The sequence below is a fragment of the Limnobacter parvus genome, assembly GCF_024623725.1.
Taxonomy (GTDB): domain Bacteria; phylum Pseudomonadota; class Gammaproteobacteria; order Burkholderiales; family Burkholderiaceae_B; genus Limnobacter; species Limnobacter parvus.
This window is the reverse complement of sequence record NZ_JANKHG010000017.1, coordinates 51361-67734: the sequence shown is the minus strand read 5'-3', so window position 1 is coordinate 67734 and position 16374 is coordinate 51361. Positions and strand designations below refer to the sequence as shown.

The window sequence follows — 16374 nt, the reverse complement described above, 5'->3', positions numbered from 1 at the left end:
ATCCAGGATATTGCTATGTCTGATACCGTAACCGGTCAAGTTAAATTTTTCAACGAATCCAAAGGCTTTGGCTTCATTTCCCGTGAAAACGGTCCTGACGTGTTCGTACACTTCAGCGCCATTCAGGGCAACGGCTTCAAAACCTTGGCTGAAGGCCAGAAAGTGTCTTTCACTGTGACTCAAGGTCAGAAAGGCCCACAAGCTGAAAACGTAACAGCGCTGTAATTTTAGCGTTTGTGAAAAAGCCGCCTTCGGGCGGCTTTTTTTATGTTTATCCAATTTATGCCTGTTCAGTTTAAGTCCACCTGAATGTTTCCCTCGACTTACCACTTGTGCTCACTTCCGAACGCACAATATTCCCCTTCCACCCCTCCAAGTTAACGGCACCCTTTGCCGCCCACATCAAAATTGCTGCGGGCACAGCGACCAATGTCATCTGAGCCGCAGTGCTGATGATAGCAATCGGCAGAGTGAACAGGCCCATTGGCACTTGCAATGGAAACGTCAGTTTCGTACCGTAGTCTGGGCCTGTAAACGCAAATCCTTGACCCGCTGCCAAGCTCAACAAAACGAATGCATCAACCACCGCCCAAATGCTACTGGCCATTAAACGACCAATACTGAAACTGGTTACTCTAGAATTGGGAATATCAAAGACACGCTCGGTAATGCGACCCGCCAAATGTGCAAATGGACGTGTAAGTTGGTAGTTGAGCGACAACAAAATACCATGATTCACGACCCTCAAACCTTCTGACATATTGGACAAGGCACGCGTCAAAGGGCCGTACTGATGGGGATTATTCAAAATATTGTCTGCGCAAAAGCGCATTGCGGAGGCCTTTTCAGGGTTCTTTATATCGCGGTCGCGCTGATTCAAGAATTCCGGCGAATTCCATTTTTTCATCGACTCGGCCGCCCGAGCAAAGCCTAGCAGGCCCACAAAGTTTGCACTAAGATTCACCGCCCCAGGTCTTAACTTGTTTTCGACTCCTGCATCACACCGAGTTCGAATGTCATTGAAATTGTGGCTTGGGTCTTTCTGAAGTTTGACGTGCTCAATCAGGTTGGTGAATGCAACAACATGATTTTCTCGTTTCAACAACTCAGCTTTGTTTGCGGTTTCATCAAGAAAGTCATTGGGCGTGTCACCAGCCGGGCTATTTTCCGTCAAATAAGAGCCCATGGTTTTTTGCATGGCCTGTTTGGCCTGAAACTGCCCGGGAGAATTTCGAACATCATCAATCAAACGACTCAACAAAATGGGCTGCCCAGCCTCATTACAAAACTGTACAGGAATCTTGCGTTTCAAAGCCACTGTCAATATATGTGCGGCATTGGGTTTGTCTTTCACATCGTTCACCAACAGATAAAGCCGATGCAAGTGTTTGTCCTGATTCGCTTGCAAACGCATCATCAAGGCTGGGCTTAGGGTGGCGCATTTTGTCATCATGCAACTGGCAGCACCGGCAGTTAACGATCCGAGGGCGCCTAGCGCAGCGATCGCGCTAAAACTGGCAACCAATTTATGGATATCTTCACTAATTCCCGATGCGATCAGCTTTGTTCCTGGTTTTAGCATTGCGGAGATTCCTGTCGACATACCTGCAACTGCAGCACACACCAGGGCCAAAGCACCACACACGCGCACCTGACTACCCAGCGACTTTTCGTCGCGTTTTGGCATGCTCAAGAGCTTGCTGAATTTAAGCAACATGCCGGTGGGTGCAGCACCCAATTCTGTGACGCCATTGAAGTAATGCGCCCAGCGCGAGCACTTCACTGCACGTTGATTGCGTTCAGACAAACCATATTGAGGGTTTTCGAATTCGCGATTAAACCGAAGATTGTCTTGACGATAAAACCTAGCTTTCACCAAAGCGTCGTCTGACAAGTCCATTTGCTGACCATAGGGCACATTGGTGGACGCTCGGTGACGAGACGCCCACAAAGCGGTACTGATCCGCTGACTGCTTTCATACGCCGCGCGGTGGTACCGTTCGTTGGCTGTGTTTCCCTCAATCCGCGCACGCGACCGGCTTCTATACCCTTTCGGGACAAATAAACCGTTACCCAAAGACTTGAAGCGCCCCTTGCGCGCAATATGCAGCGCGCAGTCGCTTACCTTGAAGTCATCGGATCCAGGGGAATAACTCGCGTTGTGCACAGCGATTGACCCAGTTCTGGGATGTCTACTTGGGTCTCCCCAAATTGGCATGTATTTTCCTTTTCTTGAAACCAAGCTAAGGATCGACAGTATGTTTTTTTATTAAAGGTGCCATGAACAAGAGGAATGCGCAAAAAAGGCAGCAAACCATCCCCACTTATAGGTACTCAGTAGGTCTGGGTGAAATTAAACCCCCACTGGCTTGTTGTATCAAATGGCAGTACTCTTTCAACAAATCGAGTCAATTGTTACCTTTTTCGCAAAGCATGAACCATTTCAAACAAATTTCTACTTTTGTCGCCGTTTCTACCAAAGGAAGTTTGTCCGCAGCGGCGCGCGAGGAAGGCGTTGCCCCGGCAGTGATTAGCAGGAGGTTGGACGCACTAGAAGAGCGACTCGGCGTGAAGCTGCTGCTTAGAACCACACGCAGTCTTAATTTGACCCATGAGGGCTCCGCCTTCCTTGAAGACTGCCAAAGAATTCTTAACGACTTATCGAATGCTGAAGCCAGCGTTAGCTTGGGTGGGATCAAAGCCAGTGGTCACTTGCGGGTTTCTGCACCCGGCGGTTTTGGGCGGGCGCATGTGGCTCCCTTAATACATGATTTTGTTCGGGAACACCCCGAAGTCAGCGTGTCGCTGGACCTGTCTGACAGGGTGGTCGATTTGCTAAACGAGGGCATCGACTGCGCAGTGCGAATTGGTGTGCTGGCTGATTCAAGCTTGGTCGGCGTAAAACTAGCGGACAACCAGCGGCTTGTTGTAGCCACCCCCAGATATCTGGAACGTCATGGAACCCCCCACCATCCGGATGATCTACTTAAGCACAATTGTTTGAACCTGGCGAGTTCAGGCGCACCGAGCGGCTGGCTTTTCACACAAAATGGCCTGGCCGTGCCGATTCGGGTTAGCGGAAACCTGGCCTGCAATGATGGGTCTTCCATTCTGGATTGGGTTCTAAATGACGCGGGCCTCGCGTGGCGAAGCCGCTGGGAAGTTCAGCAACATCTACGGAGCGGCAAGTTAGTCACCGTACTCGATCAATTTGTGGCGCCGCCCAATGCAATTTATGCAGTCTTCCCCCAAAGAAAATATCTACCCCTGCGCGTCAGATTGTGGATTGATTTTTTGAAACACCGCTACAGCACAAGCGCTTACTGGAATTAAGAAACCTGGAACGCAATAAAACCCCGAAAGCCCCCTTTACTCGTTGAATTGATGCATTGCCATGTGGAACAAAATAGCTGTGGGGTTATATGCCCGAAATTCCAGTTGATTTTAAATTTGCCACAGGTCGAACCCGTTGACTATTACCAAAAGCCGTTATCAGTGGATCCTTGCAAGCGCCTTGTTGTTTGTACTGGGGCTTGCCACGTTCGCCATGGTGACCGCCGATTTACGAAAAATCAACGAGACTGCAGCGCAAAACACAAAAACTCAACTTCGGCTGTTGCATGACATTCTGCATGACGAATTCAGCGCAGGAATTCATTCGTTTGACGAAGCAACATTGCAACTGGCTGATCAAATTGAGTTAAGTGATAGTCCCTATCTGATCAAGCGGATCGAACTGCTAAAAACAGCCCTGCCCGCCATGGAGAACATCGTGCTGCGCAATGCGTCAGGTGAAATTCTTGGTGCGACAGCCAACGACGTAGATCTGTTCAACACCCAGGCTTTTTTTACACCCAGCCCTCAGTTTTCTCACAATGAAAGGCTAGTGTCGTTCGCTCGCTCATTCAATGCCGCAGGCAAATTGGTTTTGGTCATCAATTACCAAGTTAAAAGCCAGCACGGTGAAATGCTTGGATTGATTCAAGGGAAAATCGACACCGACTATCTTCGGCGCAAATTCGCCTCCCTCAAACTGGGTGAGCACATGCGAAGTGGCTTGGCATTTGAAGACGGCACAGTATTACTGCTCGAACCGGATTTCAAAAATGCGATTGACCAAAAGCTACCCTATTTTGAGAAACTGAAGCCTGACCCTCTGCTCAGCGACTCGGAAGCCCGACTGATTGAACATGGCCTGTTTGAAAAACATTATTTCTCCAGCCTGCCACTGGCTTCACCCGGTGCGCTCAATATGCAGATTCCATTGCATTTGGTGAGTTGGGCCGACACAGGCCCTGCCAAAGATGCATGGCGCGAACACACGGTCAGTCTTTTTCTGGGGTATGTGGCATTTTGTATTCTTGCCGCGTTAATGATACGCGCCAGCATTGCCTATCAAGCCCAACAACTTCTTGCAAAAGAAAAGGCCAAAGCTGAACAACAATTCAATGACGAGCGCTTTCAGTTGGCCACCGAAAGCGCTGGCATCGGCGTGTGGGAATACAACATCAGGGATCAAATGGTTCGCTGGGACAAGGCGATGCGGGTGATTTACGGTGTTCAACACGATCAAGAGCTCATCACACAACAGGAATGGCTTTCCTACGTTGTGCCCGAGGATGTGCAAAAGCTCGGAAAAATATTGCTCGAAAGCTCTAGAAACCAAGACACCTTTCATCTTTATTTTGACATTAAGCGGGCAAGTGACGGGCGAATCCGGCATATTCAGGCGCGCGCCAAAACGCATCGGGATTGCAACGGCGTGCCATACCGATTGATCGGTGTGAACATGGATGTCACAGTACAGCGCCAATTTGAAGATGCATTGCGGGAGGCTGAAGCGCGTTTCCGCTCTTCATTTGAGTGGGCGGCAATCGGCATGGCGATGCTTGATTTTAAGGGCAAGTTTTTGCAGGTCAACAAAGCCCTCTCCAACATTCTGGGGTACACGCAAGAAGAATTGCTGGGATTTGGCTTCGATGCCATTACCCATCCGCAAGACACCATGCAGCACACGCACTTGGTAAGGGATGTGTTAAAAGGCCGGCGGCACAATTACCAACTTGAAAAGCGATACATCCACAAAGACGGCCATGTGGTGTGGGTGTCTTTGTCGGTCTCCGCAGTGCGAAATGACAAAGGCCGGGTGATCTACTTTATTTCCCAAATTCTGGACATTACCGAGCGCAAACGCAACGAGGCCACGCTGATAGAACGTGAACACTTCTTGCGCACCCTTTCAGAATGCCTGCCAGGCTTGGTGTCTTATTGGAGCACCGACCTTCGTTGTCATTTTGCCAACAAAAACCATGAAAAATGGTCGAGTGTTTCCGCGGACAAAATGCGTGGGCAACACATGCGCAAGGTTCTGGGCGAAGATCTTTTCCAACACGACCACAAATATGTGCTTGGTGTACTTGAAGGGAACAAGCAGCGGTTTGAACGAAGGAAACCCCTGCCCTCGGGCGGACATGCCGACATGTTGGTCCACCTGATCCCTGATGTGTTGTATGGAAAGGTTGAGGGATTCTTCTCAATTTCCACCAACATCACCGATTTCAAGGCTCAGCAGCGAGAATTGGAACGCATCAACGATGTGTTAACAGACCGCACCCAACAAGCCGAGGCAGCAAGCAAAGCGAAAGGCGCATTTCTTGCCAATATGAGCCATGAGATTCGCACACCGATGAATGCAATCATGGGTTTGCTTCAATTGCTCGAAGACACTGAATTGCAGGCCAAACAACGTGATTATCTGAGCAAAATTGGCTCGGCAGCGGATATCTTGCTGAATGTGTTGAACGACATTCTGGACATATCCCGGGTTGAAGCCAACAAGCTGGAACTGAGTACAAGCCGCTTTTTGCTTGACCAAGTACTCAGCAAAACCACCGATCTGTTCGGCTACAGGGCTGAAGAAAAGGCAATTCAACTTTACTGCACCAAAGACACAAACTGCCCGGTCAGCCTCAAAGGCGATCGACTTCGCCTTGCACAAATTTTGAACAATCTGCTTTCAAATGCTTTGAAATTTACGGACAAAGGCCATATTCACCTTCAAGTTCAAACTGTTCACAATGGTGCGCAACTGCAATTCAGCGTAAAAGACAGTGGCATTGGGATGAATGCCGAGCAATGTGCCAACTTGTTTAAGCCATTTAGCCAAGTCGATGAAAGCTCATCGAGAAGATACGGTGGTGCAGGCCTTGGCCTGTCGATCTGCAAAAACTTGGTTGAATTGATGGGTGGTACCATCTGGGTAGAAAGCATCCCCAAGCAAGGCACTACCTTCCATTTCACAGTGGATTGTATCGACCCGGAATTCACCATACGCCCGGAAGACAAATCCATTCTCAAACTTCAGGCAGCAACACCGGTTGTTGATGCAGGACCCTCCATACCACCCATGTTGAACAAACGTGTACTGGTGGTGGACGACCATCGTTTGAACCGCATGGTGGCCTCCGAAATGCTGAAGAAATGGGGTGCAAAAGTGAACCTTGCCGAAAACGGCAAGGAAGCCGTTGATGCTTGCCTTTCAGAACGATTTGATTTGGTGTTGATGGACCTGCAAATGCCGGAAATGGATGGATTCGAGGCCACAGCAAAAATTATTCAAGAACTGGGCAATAACGCCCCCCCCATCATTGCTGTCACAGCGTCGGCCAGCGAACAGGACCGCATGGATATCTTGAGAGCGGGGATGTGTGAGCATGTGATCAAACCGTTCAAAAAAGAAACCCTGATGCGCATCATGCTTGAGATCCAGGGTCAACAAAAAGCTGAACAGAAATCAGTTTAAAACAACGAGCCAAAGAAACTTCTGTGCCTGGGGTCGGTCTTTGAGACGAGTACATTGATAGGTACTTGTTATCATAAGAACAAATTTCCCCAGGACAATTTTCATCCATGCCCCATGACGTTTCCCTGATCGCCACGCTGGCCTTTGGCTTTGGCCTAGCACTCATCTTTGGTTTCATTGCAGAAAAACTCAAGGCACCGGCCCTGTTGGGTTACTTGGTCGCGGGCTTTCTGATTGGACCAGCCACACCTGGCTTTGTGGCGGACCCAACCCTGACCAATCAATTGGCTGAAGTCGGGGTCATGTTGTTGATGTTTGGCGTGGGCATGCACTTTTCGCTCAAAGATTTGCTGGCCGTAAAAAAGATCGCTGTGCCGGGTGCGATTGTTCAGATGACAGTTGCCACATTGCTGGGGATGGGTGTGGCGTATTTCTGGGACTGGCCCATGGGTCAAAGCCTTGTATTCGGCTTGGCTTTGTCAGTGGCCAGTACGGTGGTGCTACTCAAGGCCTTGGAATCACGGGGCATGCTGACTAGCGCCAACGGGCAAATTGCAGTGGGTTGGCTGGTGGTTGAAGACCTGGCCATGGTTTTGATTTTGGTATTGCTGCCGCCCTTGGCTGGATTGCTCAAAGGCGGCGATCTGAGTCCGGAGACCAACCTGGTCTTCGAAATCGGCTTGACACTTGTGAAGGTCGCGCTTTTTGTGGGGCTCATGCTGGTGGTCGGAAAACGCGTCATCCCGTGGATGCTGTGGCACATCGCCAAAACCGGGTCACGTGAGTTATTCACCTTATCAGTGGTTGCCCTGGCAATTAGCCTGGCATTCGTTGCGGCCGGCTTGTTTGACGTGTCTTTCGCACTGGGCGCTTTTTTTGCAGGCATGGTGATGCGTGAATCGGAACTCAGCCACCGAGCAGCGGAAGAATCACTTCCCCTTCGAGATGCTTTCGCTGTGCTGTTCTTTGTGTCTGTCGGCATGTTGTTCCAGGTCGACATCTTGTTTGAATATCCGCTGCGGGTGTTGGCTGTCGTAGCCATCATTGTATTGGGCAAGTCATTGGCTGCTGCCGCCTTGGTACTGCTATTCAAATACCCTTTGAAAAGCGCATTGGTGATTGCCGCCAGTCTGGCTCAAATTGGCGAATTCTCATTCATTCTAATTGGCTTGGGTTTGTACCTGGAATTGGTGGATCTTCAGGTTCAAAGCTTGGTGGTATCTGGCGCAATTTTGTCCATCGCGTTGAACCCTGTCATCTTCTCTTTAATCCCGAAGCTAAACGATCACATGGTGGCGCGCTATCAATGGGTTCGTAATTTGAACGCGCGTAGCCATTTGATGGAGGAATTGCCTCAGCAAACGGATGGAAAATATTTGGGGGGGCATGTGGTGCTGGTGGGGCACACGGGTTTAAGCAAACGGCTTTCAAAATCTTTCAAAAAGCGTGATATTTCACACGTTATCGTAGACACCAGCCGAGAGGTGGTGGCAAAACTTAGAAAGAATGGCCAAGCCGCAGTTTCTGGAGAATATGCCGATCCAGTTACGTTGGTTCAAGCCCACACCACGAATGCCGATTGCTTGGTGATCGCCACAGGCGACACTCCGGGCTTAATCCAAATGATTGAAAACGCAAAAATGCTGAACCCCACCATTCGGGTATTCGTACAGGCGTATTCAAGGGAAGAGAAAGACTTGCTTGGCGCCATGCCAGATGTGAACGTGTATCGCTGGGAAGACACCTTGAGTGACGCAATTGTGCACGACATCACGAAAAATCAATAAGTAGGGGCAAATAAAAAGCCCGGTAAGTTTCTCACCGGGCTTCAGCACTCGCTGTTGGGCTTTTTGTAAAAGCCCAGCAAGGGGAAAAATACTCTTGGTTTGATTTTTTGAGCTTGTCTCCTCTCCCCCCCAAGTCGAACAATCTATCCACCCCTCCTGGGGTGGGAGACTACCAAGATTGCCGACAAATTCAGTCCAAACCAGCAAAGATCAGTGGAACTGTTCTTCTTCTGTAGAGCCTTTCAGGGCTGTTACCGAAGATGCGCCACCTTGGATCACCGTAGTTACATCATCAAAGTAACCGGCTCCTACCTCTTGCTGGTGAGATACGAAAGTATAACCTTGTTCGCGAGCTGCGAACTCAGGTTCTTGAACCATATTGACATAATGTTTCATGCCTTCGCCCTGCGCATAGGCATTGGCGAACTTGAAGGTGTTGTACCAGTTCACGTGGATACCAGCCAAAGTAATGAACTGGTACTTGTAACCCAAGGCGGACAGGTCTTCCTGGAAGGAAGCGATCTGGCTGTCGTTCAAGTTTTTCTTCCAGTTAAATGATGGTGAGCAGTTGTAGCTCAACAGCTTGCCTGGGTTCTTCTCCAGCACAGCTTGCGCGAATTCACGTGCAAAGCCAATGTCGGGGGTGCCTGTTTCACACCACACCAAATCAGCATAAGGCGCGTAAGCGATACCACGGCTGATGGCTTGTTCCAGACCGTTTTTCACGCGGTAGAACCCTTCAGGTGTGCGCTCGCCGGTCAGGAATGGCTTGTCGTTTTCGTCGAAGTCAGAAGTCAACAGGTTGGCTGCTTCAGCGTCTGTACGGGCCAGAACGATCGAAGGAACACCCATTACGTCGGCTGCCAAACGTGCAGAAATCAGCTTTTGAATGGCTTCAGCAGTTGGAACCAGTACCTTACCGCCCATGTGACCGCATTTCTTCACAGCGGCCAATTGATCTTCGAAGTGAACGCCAGCAGCACCAGCTGCGATCATGTTCTTCATCAGTTCATAGGCGTTCAACACACCACCGAAACCAGCTTCGCCATCAGCAACGATGGGCAAGAAGTAATCGATTGCGTCTTCAGACTTCATCTTGCCGTCGCAAATGTTCTTCCACTGAATTTCGTCAGCGCGCTGGAACGTGTTGTTGATACGACGAACCATTTTCGGCACTGAGTCGTAAGCGTACAAAGACTGGTCTGGGTACATTGTTTCAGAGCTGTTGCCGTCAGCAGCAACCTGCCATCCTGAAAGATAAACTGCTTCCAAACCAGCTTTGGCTTGCTGCATGGCCTGGCCAGCAGTGATCGCGCCAAAAGCATTCACATAGCCCTTCTTGGCTGTGCCGTTTACTTTTTCCCACAGCTTTTCCGCACCGCGCTTGGCCAGTGTGTACTCGGGCTGCAGTGAACCACGCAGGCGCACTACGTCTTCGGCTTTGTAGCCGCGCTTTACAAGCTTCCAGCGGGGGTTGGTTTCCCAGTCTTTGTTGAGTTCTTGAACCTGTTGGTCAAAAGATTTCATAGTGATGTCCTCAGAGGCGATAGAAGAAAAAAGAAAACGGTTCGCTTGATGGCCTACTTGCGGCACCCAACGGGTTTGTTCGCGGGTGTCACTTGGGCAAGTGGTGTCGATCAGGTGATGAAACGTATCTTACAGATCATTTCGCGAGGCAACAAGTGTTATATCTTATACAAGACTTTTTTTCGTATTGTTTTAAATCAAACACTTACGATCAATTAATCACGATATGAAATACATTTTCTTAAAATGAAAAAGAGGGATCACTCTAATTCTGCAATGCAGCATATCGAACAAGCCCCCTTTTATCAATTGATTCAACGCAACCATCCAATGCCCTATGGCTATGCATGCCTTTGAAGATCAAACGCTTAGGGGTTCGTCTGAAACAAGAACACCATCTTCATCCACATAAATCCAGTTACCCGGGCGAACGGTTGTAACACTCAAGGCCACATCCACGTTCTCGTGACCGGTGCCGCGCTTTTGGCTTTTCATGGGGTGCGTGCCCAAAGCACGAATACCCACGTCACATTCATCAAGTTCCAATGTATCGCGCACGCAGCCGTACACCACAATCCCAGCCCAATTGTTATTCTGAGCCAGCATACCGAGGTTGCCACCCACCAGGGCACAGCGCATGCTGCCGCCGCCATCGACAACCAGTACTTTGCCTTGACCATCTTTTTCAAGCGCGCTGCGAACCAGTGAATTGTCTTCAAACACTTTCAAGGTGTGCGCCTGCCCCATGAACTGGGCTTTCATGCCCCAGCTTTGAAACATGGGTTCCACAACACGCAAGGTGCCAGCGGCAATTTTGTCTTCATGTGCATCACAAATGTCGGTGGTGGGTGTCATTTAAGGCTCCGTCAAATTGAAATCGTTGGGCAAAATTTAAACATGAAATTCGAGGTGCATTGGCATGGCCCGCCGAGTCATTGTTGATTTCTGTACTCGCGAGGCGAGATTCCCTGCCAGGTGACAAAAGCACTGGTAAAGCTTCTGCGATCCGAATATCCGAGGTTGGCGGCAATCGTTTCAATGTCCATGACTGAACCTTTCAGCATTTCACACGCCAGTTCATGCCGCACTTCGCCGACCAGCGCAGCATATGAAGTGCCTTCCACCTTCAACTTGCGCTGCAAGGTTCTGGGATGAAGTTTCAAAGACTGGCTGACCGATTCCATGGGCTCGCTAAGCAAGCTGAGTCGCGACTTCAACATGCGCCGAATTTGCTTGCTCAAGGTTTGTTCTTCGACATCAGGCAGCAATCGATTCAAAATTACAGCCTGGGCCTTCAAATGTGCAGAAGGAATTCCACCCGGAAGTGGCAAGTCAAGCGCAGAAGAATCAACCACCAAACGGTTAGAAGCCTGTTCAAACAGCACCTCTGTTTTAAGTACATCGCAATAATCTGATTTCGCAGTCAATGGCGCATGGCGAAATTCAATTCGCTTGATCAAGTGTGAACCCGGGCTAAGAAGATGAATGAATTTCAACACGGCCGACATGGAGGCCTCGACGAATCCAGGCAAGTCGTTGTAAAGACCTTCTGGATCAAACACCTTCACTTCAAGCGCCACCTCGTTACCCAGATTAAAAATCTGAAAATGAAGATTGGGATGCAGCAGCTTGGGGGACCAATCTAAAACCCGCATGGCTTCCTGCGGGGTGGAAGCGCTGGTCACAAAAGTGGCTAATTCAGGCAAACCATCGAAATTAAAAGAATCGCCAAAAATCAATGGAAAGTGCCGACTTGGTTTGCGGGCATTTACCGACTTGAATAATGAATCGAAACAAGCCAGCGACATGCGCTTGCGAGGATCTCCACTCATGTCGATTTCAAGTTTCAGTTCTTGCATCACATTGTTCAAATCAATGTCGCAGCGCCGCGCCGCATTGGCCAAGCTTGCAAGCATTTGAAAGTTGATGGTTTCCACTCCATCCCCGGTTTTTGAATAAATGGCCACTGTCGTAAATTCTTCCTTTTTTGTCATCTCAAATCATATCGTGCTCTCGCTCGATTCGGTAGTCTTAATTCATACACCGCAGCTGGAGGCAGCAATGACAACTACATCGTTCAAAGAAGACATCGTGGTTCGCAAAGATCTGGATTTTGGAATTACAGACCATGACATTCCGCGCTACTGGATGGACGGCGACGCATTCAAGACGCGCGTGATTGACGGCGTTCAAATGAGCTTTCCGGATGGCGAACGCTATTTCATTTCAAGCGTGCGCAATTTCAAAGACAAGATCACTGACCCCGAATTGCTGCAAGCGGTGAAGGACTTCTCTTTTCAGGAAGGCCAGCACGGCAAAGTCCACACTGACTACAACAAACGCCTGAAAGAACAGGGTGTGCCAGTGGACAAAATGCTGCACGTGATCACCAAGATCATGAACCGCCGCCTGAAAGTGCTTTCACCCGAATACAACCTGGCCATGACCGCTGCGCTGGAACATTTCACAGCCATGATGGCGGAGATGTTTTTTGCGCGCAAAGAAGTCATGGCTGGTGCTGACCACCGAGTTCGCGCCATGCTGGCTTGGCATGCTGTGGAAGAAATGGAACACAAGGCAGTTGCATTTGACGTGATGCAGAAGGTGGCCAAGGTGGGCTACTTTAAGCGCAGTTTGGCCATGGCTCACGCCATGTTCAATTTCACCTTGCACACCTTGGTGTTTACTTGGGTTATTTTGGGCACGGATGGATTCAAGGGATGGACGCGTTTCAAAATGTACGCAAAAGGACTGGTTTGGTTGCTAGGCCCCAAGGGCTTGTACAGCAGCCTGTTGCCCAAGTTGTTGAATTATTTCAAGCCTGGGTTTCATCCGTGGCAAGACCCCACAGTCCACAACTATGGCGTGTGGCTTGAGGTGTTCAACAAAACCGGAAACCCGGTTGAGGCTGGCGAGGCGATGTACGCAGCGGCGCATTGAGAAGGGATATTTTGCGCCGCCAAGCTAACGCACCCTTTATTGCCAAAGGGGCGATGACACTGAGCTAACCCAAAATTCAAATCTTGCAACTGAACTTGCATGCTCCCTGTGAACACATATGACTGTGAGCGATCAAATCGAGATAGCTTAAAATCTTTTTGAGGACATCAAAATGCAAGTAAGTCCAGCTGTAAGCGCTATGGCAGACCGCATGTTAGAGACTTTGCGCTGGCCCAGACAAAACCGGGCCAATCGGAATCACCACAAACAAACACTGTAGGTGATGTGGCAACCCAATTTGGGACAGAAAGTGGGCGAGAATTTCTAGATTCCGTAAATGCATTACCCGGACAAGTCTCGCCAAATGATACTTTTATTCCTACAGATTATTCAGATCCCCACAGGGTGGAGCTGGAGCGTGAAGTCTTCTTGGCAGAAAAGAAGTTTGAGGCGAACCCATCCAAGGAGAACGAACAAGCGTTGAGCAACGCTAATTTAGCGCTGACGGAGCATGAAGAATATATAGTTATAATGAATTCGACAGATGAATTTACAGACAGTGTTCGGTCAGATGGTTCTGGTTACCGGTGACTCTTAAACAATTCGCTCCGACAGCTTATTGTCGGAGCGAACACCCACATTCAATGAACAACCCGCTCAAAGGTAAACGCCCCATCCTTGAAGTCAACCGGCACCACGTCATTCGGACCAAACTTGCCTTCCAGAATCATTTTCGAAACAGGGTTCTCAATGATTTGCTGAATGGCACGCTTCAAAGGTCGCGCACCGTATAAGGGATCAAAGCCAGCTTTCACAATTTCGAGCAGTGCTGTTTCGCTGACCTCCAAACGCATGTCACGGCTGGCCAAACGCTGCTGCAAACGTTGCAATTGGATGCGAGCAATGTTCGCAATGTGAGCATTGTCCAAAGCATGGAACACCACCAGCTCGTCTACCCGGTTAATAAATTCAGGGCGGAAGTGCATTTTCACTTCTTCCATCACTGCCGCTTTGATCACCTCGCCATCTTGCCCGGCCAGGCGTTGAATTTCATGCGAACCCAGGTTTGATGTCATCACAATCACGGTGTTTTTGAAGTCCACTGTGCGGCCTTGCCCGTCCGTCAATCGGCCATCGTCGAGTACTTGGAGCAACACGTTAAACACATCGGGGTGTGCCTTCTCTACCTCATCCAGCAAAATCACGCTGTAGGGTTTGCGGCGAACGGCCTCGGTCAAATAGCCGCCTTCGTCGTAGCCCACGTAGCCCGGAGGTGCCCCCACCAGGCGACTCACTGTGTGCTTCTCCATGAATTCACTCATGTCGATGCGAATCAAGTGATCCTCTGAATCGAACAAAAACCCAGCCAATGCCTTGCACAGTTCAGTTTTACCCACGCCAGTGGGGCCGAGGAACAAGAAGGAACCCAATGGCTTGTTGGGGTCAGAAAGACCAGCGCGAGAACGGCGAATGGCATCAGACACCAAAGTAACCGCTTCGTCTTGCCCCACCACACGCATGTGCAGTGCCGCTTCCATTTGCAACAATTTGTCGCGTTCGCCCTGCAGCATTTTGCTAACTGGGATTCCGGTGGCACGACTAACAACCTCGGCAATTTCTTCAGTGCCAACCTGGGTGCGCAACAACCTGTTGGGCTTCTTCTCGCCACCTTCGTTGTCTTTCACATCGTTCAACTTTTTCTCCAGATCAGGCAATTTGCCGTACTGAAGCTCAGACACTTTCTGCCAATCGCCCTTGCGTTTCCACTGCTCAATTTCTGCACGAATGCGGTCAATTTCTTCCTTGATGGCAGCACTGCCCTGCACTGCTGCTTTTTCAGATTTCCAGATTTCATCCAGATCAGCGTACTCTCGCTCCAAACGAACGATTTCCTCTTCGATCAAGGCCAATCGCTTTTTGGACGCATCGTCCTGCTCGCGCTTCACGGCTTCGCGCTCAATTTTCAGCTGAATGATTCGGCGATCCAGCTTGTCCATCTCTTCAGGCTTGGAATCAATTTCCATCTTGATTCGGGCGGCAGCCTCATCGATCAGGTCAATCGCTTTGTCCGGCAGGAAACGGTCGGTGATGTAACGGTGAGAAAGCTCGGCCGCAGCCACGATGGCGGGGTCGGTAATGTCCACGCCGTGGTGCAGCTCATAGCGTTCTTGCAGGCCACGCAAAATGGCAATGGTGCTTTCAACACTGGGTTCGCCCACCAGCACTTTTTGGAAGCGGCGTTCTAGCGCTGCGTCTTTTTCAATGTACTTTCGGTATTCGTCCAGCGTGGTGGCGCCAATGCAATGCAATTCACCGCGGGCCAATGCTGGCTTCAACATATTGCCCGCATCAATTGCACCCTCGGCTTTGCCCGCACCCACCATGGTGTGAATTTCATCGATGAACACAATGGTTTGGCCTTCATCAGCCGCGACATCTTTCAGCACAGCTTTCAAGCGTTCCTCAAACTCACCCCTGTACTTGGCGCCCGCCAACAACAAGGCCATGTCGAGCACCAGTACACGTTTGTTCTTCAGCGTATCCGGCACCTCGCCATTCACAATACGCTGTGCCAAACCTTCCACAATCGCCGTTTTTCCCACACCGGGCTCGCCAATCAAGACAGGGTTGTTCTTGGTTCTGCGCTGCAAAATCTGAATGGCCCGGCGAATTTCATCATCGCGCCCGATCACCGGGTCAAGCTTGCCCATGCGAGCACGCTCTGTTAAATCAATGGTGTATTTTTTCAAAGCCTCGCGCTGACTTTCGCCATCCGCGCTGTCGACAGCAGCACCGCCTCGCACCTGTTCAATGGCAGTGTTCAGCGACTGGGCGTTAAGCCCAGCATCTTTCATCACTTTGGCCAAGCCAGTGCTTTCTTGTAGGCAAGCCAAAAGAAACAATTCACTGGCAATAAACTGATCACCTCGCTTCTGGGCTTCCTTGTCGGTCAGGTTCAGGGCGGCCTGTAACTTGCTACCGATTTGAATTTGCCCGGCATTGTTGGCCACCTGGGGCAGGTTGTTCACTTCGGCTTCGACGCCTTTGATCAACACCTGTGGGTTACCGCCCGCCTTGTTAATTACCCCGCGCACCGACCCTTCGCCCTGCTTGAGCATGGCCAACAGCACATGTGCAGGTTCAACTGTAGGGTTGTCTTTCCCAACGGCAAGGCTTTGGGCATCGGCCAAAGCTTCCTGAAACTTGGTGGTGAGTCGATCTAAACGCATGTGTGCAAACCCTTTTCAACAATTTTGAGTCACAATACCTACGAACCCTATGTGTGGGCGAGCGTGTAGTTTTCAAGACAACGCCCGC

11 protein-coding genes are annotated in these 16374 nt (G+C 50.0%); 6 read left to right on the top strand and 5 right to left on the bottom strand.

Features of this window, described 5'->3' with window-relative positions:
- Positions 1-15: 15 nt before the first annotated feature.
- Positions 16-225 (top strand): cold-shock protein, encoded by a 210-nt coding sequence (locus tag NSP04_RS07435; RefSeq protein ID WP_008251850.1) that lies wholly within the window; start codon positions 16-18, stop codon positions 223-225.
- 70 nt (positions 226-295) lie between these two features.
- Here NSP04_RS07435 and NSP04_RS07430 read toward each other — a convergent pair whose 3' ends face one another.
- On the bottom strand, positions 296-2218 hold the full coding sequence (locus tag NSP04_RS07430) for a hypothetical protein (protein WP_257511714.1): 1923 nt from the start codon (positions 2216-2218) through the stop codon (positions 296-298).
- Between the two features lie 215 nt (positions 2219-2433).
- Between NSP04_RS07430 and NSP04_RS07425 the strand changes: the two genes are divergently transcribed.
- The 3 genes from NSP04_RS07425 (at position 2434) to NSP04_RS07415 (ending at position 8589) form a co-directional block, all read left to right on the top strand.
- A complete protein-coding gene (locus tag NSP04_RS07425; RefSeq protein WP_257511713.1) occupies positions 2434-3333 on the top strand; it encodes a LysR family transcriptional regulator in 900 nt (299 codons plus the stop codon).
- 136 nt (positions 3334-3469) lie between these two features.
- Positions 3470-6802, top strand: a complete 3333-nt coding sequence (locus NSP04_RS07420; RefSeq protein ID WP_257511712.1) for a PAS domain S-box protein — start codon at positions 3470-3472, stop codon at positions 6800-6802.
- Positions 6803-6909: 107 nt separating this feature from the next.
- On the top strand, positions 6910-8589 hold the full coding sequence (locus NSP04_RS07415) for a cation:proton antiporter domain-containing protein (protein WP_257511711.1): 1680 nt from the start codon (positions 6910-6912) through the stop codon (positions 8587-8589).
- A gap of 210 nt (positions 8590-8799) precedes the next feature.
- Here the strand turns inward: NSP04_RS07415 and aceA are convergent, their stop codons facing one another.
- The 3 genes from aceA to NSP04_RS07400 form a co-directional block, all read right to left on the bottom strand.
- Positions 8800-10116, bottom strand: coding sequence for an isocitrate lyase (aceA, locus tag NSP04_RS07410; protein WP_212746500.1), 1317 nt, complete (start codon positions 10114-10116; stop codon positions 8800-8802).
- 360 nt (positions 10117-10476) lie between these two features.
- Positions 10477-10971 carry a ribonuclease E activity regulator RraA gene (gene rraA, locus NSP04_RS07405; protein ID WP_257511710.1) on the bottom strand — a complete coding sequence of 165 codons (495 nt, stop codon included), beginning with the start codon at positions 10969-10971 and terminating at the stop codon, positions 10477-10479.
- A gap of 77 nt (positions 10972-11048) precedes the next feature.
- Positions 11049-12110, bottom strand: a complete 1062-nt coding sequence (locus NSP04_RS07400) for an AraC family transcriptional regulator (RefSeq protein ID WP_257511709.1) — start codon at positions 12108-12110, stop codon at positions 11049-11051.
- Between the two features lie 67 nt (positions 12111-12177).
- Here NSP04_RS07400 and NSP04_RS07395 point away from each other — a divergent pair, with 67 nt between their 5' ends.
- Positions 12178-13056 carry a metal-dependent hydrolase gene (locus tag NSP04_RS07395; protein WP_257511708.1) on the top strand — a complete coding sequence of 293 codons (879 nt, stop codon included), beginning with the start codon at positions 12178-12180 and terminating at the stop codon, positions 13054-13056.
- Between the two features lie 285 nt (positions 13057-13341).
- Positions 13342-13647, top strand: coding sequence for a hypothetical protein (locus NSP04_RS07390; RefSeq protein WP_257511707.1), 306 nt, complete (start codon positions 13342-13344; stop codon positions 13645-13647).
- A 50-nt stretch (positions 13648-13697) separates the two neighbouring features.
- Here the strand turns inward: NSP04_RS07390 and clpB are convergent, their stop codons facing one another.
- Complete coding sequence (gene clpB, locus NSP04_RS07385) at positions 13698-16286, bottom strand: ATP-dependent chaperone ClpB (protein WP_257511706.1); 2589 nt, start codon at positions 16284-16286, stop codon at positions 13698-13700.
- Between the last annotated feature and the right edge of the window lie 88 nt (positions 16287-16374).